The sequence below is a fragment of the Micromonospora parastrephiae genome (assembly GCF_016802865.1).
Lineage (GTDB): Bacteria > Actinomycetota > Actinomycetes > Mycobacteriales > Micromonosporaceae > Micromonospora > Micromonospora parastrephiae.
Genome location: NZ_JAEVHM010000291.1, coordinates 1 through 5,056 on the forward strand (window position 1 = coordinate 1; position 5,056 = coordinate 5,056).

Genomic DNA, 5,056 nt, shown 5'->3' on the forward strand with positions numbered 1-5,056 from the left:
GTGCCGCGCAGCGTCCGGCCGGGCCGGCGCAGCTCGCGGGCCAGGAGGCGCTGCCCGGCGAGGGCGGTCAGAACTCCGGCGACCGTGGCGGCCAGGGTGCTCCACGGCGCGGCCAACCGCCACCCGTCGAGCAGCCCTCCGCCGAGCACCGCTCCGCCAGGATCGCCGCCCGGCGGCGCGCCGAAGCCGACCAGCAGGACGGCCGTCCCGCCCGCCACCAGGAGTAGCGCGATGATGGTCCACAACAGTCGGTGTGCGGCGTCGGTCATGCCGGCCGCCCGTGGGGCAGCAGCCGGATCTCGATCCTGCCGTTGCGGGGCGAGGCGAGGTTGTGCAGCTCCTGGTGTACGGCGTACTCGATCTCCGCTCGAGCCGCCGGGTCGCCGGTGGCGCGCACCCGGGGGTGCCACCGGTCGCCGCGCCCGTGGATCCGCACCCGTGCCCGCCGTACCCCCGGCACGGTGCCGGCCGCGTCGGTCAGCCGACGTTCCACGCACCGTCGGCGCAGGTACCAGCCGTCCCGCTCGTCGACGCGGAGACGGACCGGTGTCCAGCGGCGCAGCTGAGCGGCCAGGATGACCAGTCCGAGTAGTACGGTCACGCCGGCCACCGTCCGGACGTTCGGGTCGTGCCAGCGGGTGGTGGTCAGCGTGTCGTACCAGCCGGTGCGGTCGAGCAGCGATGCCGGGCGGCCCAGCGTGACCAGCAGCGCCTGGACGGCCAGCAGCGCGCCCCCGACGAGCAGGGCGACGGACAACACCAGCGAGGCCGCCCGGTTGATGGTGCGCATGCCGTTCTCCGGCCGGTTGGCCGGTCGTTCCGTCCGGGTGCCGTCGGCGCCGGGGACGAGCAGGTCGTCCACTGTGACGGTCACGGCGGCAACGGTGAGCCCGGTGCCGGCGGCCACCCGGTCGGCGACGGCCATCCGGACGGCCTCGGCGACGGCGGGCACGCTGTGTCCGTACGAGGTGATCAGGTGCAGGTCGAGGCCCACGGACCGTTCGCTCAGACGGACCGCGGCCGGGTGGGCGCGGGACACGCCGGGCACCTGGCCGGCGGCATCGGTCGCGATCCGCGCCACGTCCGCCGCCCCGGGGGTGCCCCGTTCTCGCCGCTTCGCGCCGATGCGAGGGCTGTTGCCGGTGCTCGGATCCCCGCTGGCGGCGCCGACGCCTACGGCCGGGCCGGCGGTCGGGGCGGACGGGCGGGTGGCGATGGGCCTCTGGGGAAGTCGGTGATGTCGCCCGGTTCGATCAGCGCGTGGTCGCCGCAGGATGGTCGGATCACCGGCCCGGCGAGGTCGGCGAGCAGGGCGAGGACGGTCATCCCGGCGCGGGCGAGCGCCCTGACCGCTGTCGGCGAGGCCGCCGAACTGCTGTCGCGACATGCTGACCTCCCGGCCGGCCCGCTACCGGCGACCCGTTGGATACACCCGGCGGGGACCTCTGGAACACCCCAATCATGTGATCCAGGTCACATCGGCGGTCCAGCCCTGGCATGGCTCGACCGCCCTTGACACGCTTCTACAACGTTGTAACGATCGCTTCGTCCCCCGAGGAGGCCCTCAATGCGCGTTCCCCCCGCCGCCAACCCCGCGCCGACCGCCGCGGACGAGGTGCCGATCGAGCGCTCGGCGACCTCTACCGCGACGGCATCACGGCCTGCCGGGGCGCCTTCGACCCGGCCTGGGTGCAACAGGTCGGCGACGATGTGGCCGCCGCGTTCGCCGAGGCGCGCTCCCGCCCCGACGGTGCCGTCGGCCGCGGCCCGGAGCGCTGGTACGTCGAGATCCATCCGGAGCAGCTGGGCGGCTTCGTCGAGCTGGTCACCCACCCGTGGGTGGTGTCGGTGTGCGAAGCGGTGCTCGGCCCGGAGTACGAGATCGTCGAGCTGGGCTTCGACATCCCCTTTCCCGGAGCGGCGATGCAGCCGTGGCACCGGGACTTTCCGATGCCGGAGGACACCCGGCGGCAGCGTCGGCTCACGTCGCTGGCGTTCAACCTGACCACCGTCGACACGGTGGAGGAGATGGGTCCGTTCGAGATCGCCCCGGGCACCCAGTGGGACGACGGTGCCGACTTCGACCACGAGATGTTCCCGCCGCGGGAGCGCTACCCCCGATACCAGCAGCGGGCGGTGCGCAAGTACCCGCAGCGCGGAGACATCTCGGCCCGGTCGGCGCTGACCATCCACCGTGGCACCCCGAACGTCTCCCGATCGGCCCGGCCGGTGCTGGTGCTCGGCGTCGACGCCCCGGGCGCGGGCAACGCCGCCCACCACGACATGGCCGTCACCCGGGGCTCCTGGGAGAGCCTGCCCCCGCTGGTCCGCGAGCACCTGCCCTGCCACGTGGTGGACCGGCTGGAACCGATCCGGCAGAAGCACACCATCGAGGGCCTGGTGATGGGCGCCGCCGAGTAACCGCCGCCGACCGACGGTCCGACCGGTCGGGGATGGTGTCGGCCGCACCGCCGAGGCGCGCGCCATGATCGACCACCTAGACTCGGCCCGGCGCGACCGACCGGCGGATGGATCAGGCAGATGACGAGCATCGGCAGCGACGACCGCGGCTGGCTGCGGGCGGCGCCCGCCGACGGCGGGGGAGCGCTGTTCAGCCGTGCCGGGCACCGGGTGTATCCGGCGCGTCGACTCAGCGACCTCGTCCAGGGGCGCCCACCGGGTGTCACCGGCAGCCAGTGGGGTTCCGCGAGCCGGGCCGCGTTCGACCTCGTGGTCTGCGCCGCCGACACCGGGCGCCCGGTCGTCGCCGTGGAGATCGGTCCGGTGCCGCCCGCCGGTTCGGCGCAGCAGCGCGCCGAGCGGCTGAAGGACGCGGTGAGCGCGGCGGTCGGGCTGCCCGTGCTGCGGATCGGGTCACCGACGTTGCGAGCGGGCGAGCATGGCCGGCGCCTGGTGGAGTACGTGATCGACGCGCGGAACTTCGCGGCGGGCGCTGCCGGGCCCAGCGCCGGTGATGAGGACTCGGCCGCGGTGGGCTTCCGGGACATCCTCGGCCGGCTGCCGGACGGCCGAAGCGGGCCGGTGAACGATCTCGGCGCGCTGACCCGCGCGGCCGCGGTCGAGGCGTACGTGGCCGGGCGGCTGGCCGACCCGATCGTGCGAGGGCTGCACGTGCGCTGGGCGGACGGCCCGGCGCAGGGGTGGAGCTGGGTGCAGGTGCGCCCGGATGCCTGCCTCGTCGAGCGGGTCTCGGTGACCGAGCACCGGTTCTTCTGCGGAATCGACGCGGACCGGTTGGCCGAGGACCTCGCCGCGGTCGCCGTCGGGGAGCGGCTGCGTACCGCCGGCGCCGACGGCGTGGAGCTGGTGCGGCGCGCGGAGCTGACGGCGCAGATCGCCGCGCTGAGCCGACGCCGTGACGAGTTGGTCGGCGGGTTCGCCTTCGACCACCTGTGCGCCGACTGACCAGCGTCGGTTTCTCCAGCTGACCCGCTCCGGGCCGGCTCGCGACAATTTTCTGTGCGTCGGTTGAACCTTCCCGGTCGCCGTCCCGTACTCCTGCGCGAATGAAGAGGATCTCCCCCATCCGCGTCGACCTGACGCGGAGGACGGTGCGGAAAGGGCATCGTCGGCCGTCGACACATCACCGGGTAGGTCGTGGTGGCCGCCGTTGACGCGTGCCATCTCAAATCCGTCGGTCCGCCGAGGGCAGGAATCCAGTACCGGATCGAGAAGGAGAGCAATTCGATGCGCAGGTCCACACGGGCGCGCCGGTCATCCGGCAACGCGCGGAGCAAGCGTCTGCTGGCCGTTGTCGGCACGCTCGTGGTCTTCGGCGGAGTTGTCGCCGTGACCCAGATTTCGTCGGCCCAGGATCGGCGGACTAACAAGCCCCGCCCGGCTGCGGGGCAATGCGTGGAGCCGAGTCCGGGCGCAACTGCGCCGAGTGGAAACGGTTCGACCAGCCGGACCTGGCAGAACGGCCGGTGGGTGCGCAACCACTGGGGTGACGGGCAGCAGTCGGTCCCCGAGTGCGAGGACGGAAAGGACGGCACGGTGGGCACCGGCTCGGCCGTCGCCTGCCCGGACGTGGCGTCGAAGCTGCCGCAGGTGCCGGAGCGGGCCCGGGCCGAGGTGGACCGCAACCTCGCCCAGTTGACAACCCAGATCGCCGAGGCCGATCGCCGGCTGGCCGCCGAGGGCAACAAGGGTGAGGCCTTCATCCGCAGCGCCATCCTCCAGCCGCTCGCCGGCAAGCGGCGCACGGTGCTGGACCGCATCACCACCGCCATCGACCGGGTCGGGCCGCGCCCGCAGGGCCTGGCGCAGCTCGCCGAGTGTCAGGTGCAGCCGACCGGCAGCAACGGCGGCAACACCGGCGGTGGCAGCAACGGCGGTGGCAACACCGGTGGTGGCAGCAACGGCGGCAACACCGGTGGTGGCAGCAACGGCGGTGGCAACAACAACGGCGGCGGGAACACCGGCGGCAACGCCCCCGGCGCCGGGCTCGGCGTGCTGGCCAACAACTGTGACGAGAGCCAGCTCCAGCCGCACGACGGCTTCCAGAACGGCAACCGCTGCGTGAGCACGGAGTTCGGTGAGGTCGGCGCCGCCGCCAACAACCCCTCCCTGCTGATCACCCAGTTCCCCCAGCAGGTGGGCCGCAACGAGGCGTTCACCCTCCGGGTCAGCACCCGCAACCTGATCCGGGACCGCTTCCTGGCCGCCGGTCAGGGCGGGTACTACGTGGAGAGCTCGCTGCTCAACGCCCAGGGCCTGGTCCGGGGGCACTTCCACACCGCGTGCCGGATGCTGGACAGCCTGACCACCCCGCCGGAGCCGCAGGAGGTGCCCGCGTTCTTCGTGGCGACCGAGGACGGCCGTGGTGGCGCCGAGCCGGACGAGGTGACCATCCAGATCCCGGGTCTGCCGGAGTCGGGAACCGCGCAGTGTTCGGTCTGGGCCGGTGACGGTTCGCACCGTCTGCCGATGATGGAGCGGGCCAACCAGACGCCGGCGTTCGATTCGGTGCGTATCGCGGTCAACTGAGTCGCAGCACGACCGGTGGCGGCCGGTCACCCCGGGGCGACAGCCC

The 5,056-nt window shown here is 73.3% G+C and carries 6 protein-coding genes; 3 read left to right on the top strand and 3 right to left on the bottom strand.

What is annotated here, in order from left to right; all coding sequences use genetic code 11:
• The 3 genes from JNW91_RS29575 to JNW91_RS29585 all read right to left on the bottom strand — a co-directional run.
• On the bottom strand, positions 1–269 hold a 269-nt coding region (locus tag JNW91_RS29575; protein ID WP_203178800.1), incomplete at its 3' end, for a hypothetical protein.
• On the bottom strand, positions 266–1,081 hold the full coding sequence (locus JNW91_RS29580) for an Asp23/Gls24 family envelope stress response protein (protein ID WP_203178802.1): 816 nt from the start codon (positions 1,079–1,081) through the stop codon (positions 266–268). The genes JNW91_RS29580 and JNW91_RS29575, both read right to left, overlap by 4 nt.
• A 92-nt stretch (positions 1,082–1,173) precedes the next feature.
• Entirely contained in the window at positions 1,174–1,326 is a 153-nt protein-coding gene (locus JNW91_RS29585) for a hypothetical protein (RefSeq protein WP_203178804.1), read from the bottom strand.
• 171 nt (positions 1,327–1,497) lie between these two features.
• On the opposite strand from JNW91_RS29585, the gene JNW91_RS29590 reads away from it, so the two are divergent.
• The 3 genes from JNW91_RS29590 (at position 1,498) to JNW91_RS29600 (ending at position 5,010) form a co-directional block, all read left to right on the top strand.
• Positions 1,498–2,421: a phytanoyl-CoA dioxygenase family protein gene (locus tag JNW91_RS29590; RefSeq protein WP_203178806.1), complete on the top strand. Its 924-nt coding sequence runs from the start codon at positions 1,498–1,500 to the stop codon at positions 2,419–2,421.
• 120 nt (positions 2,422–2,541) lie between these two features.
• Positions 2,542–3,426 carry a DUF2726 domain-containing protein gene (locus JNW91_RS29595; protein WP_203178808.1) on the top strand — a complete coding sequence of 295 codons (885 nt, stop codon included), beginning with the start codon at positions 2,542–2,544 and terminating at the stop codon, positions 3,424–3,426.
• 282 nt (positions 3,427–3,708) lie between these two features.
• On the top strand, positions 3,709–5,010 hold the full coding sequence (locus JNW91_RS29600) for a hypothetical protein (RefSeq protein ID WP_203178810.1): 1,302 nt from the start codon (positions 3,709–3,711) through the stop codon (positions 5,008–5,010).
• The last annotated feature ends 46 nt before the right edge of the window (positions 5,011–5,056 follow it).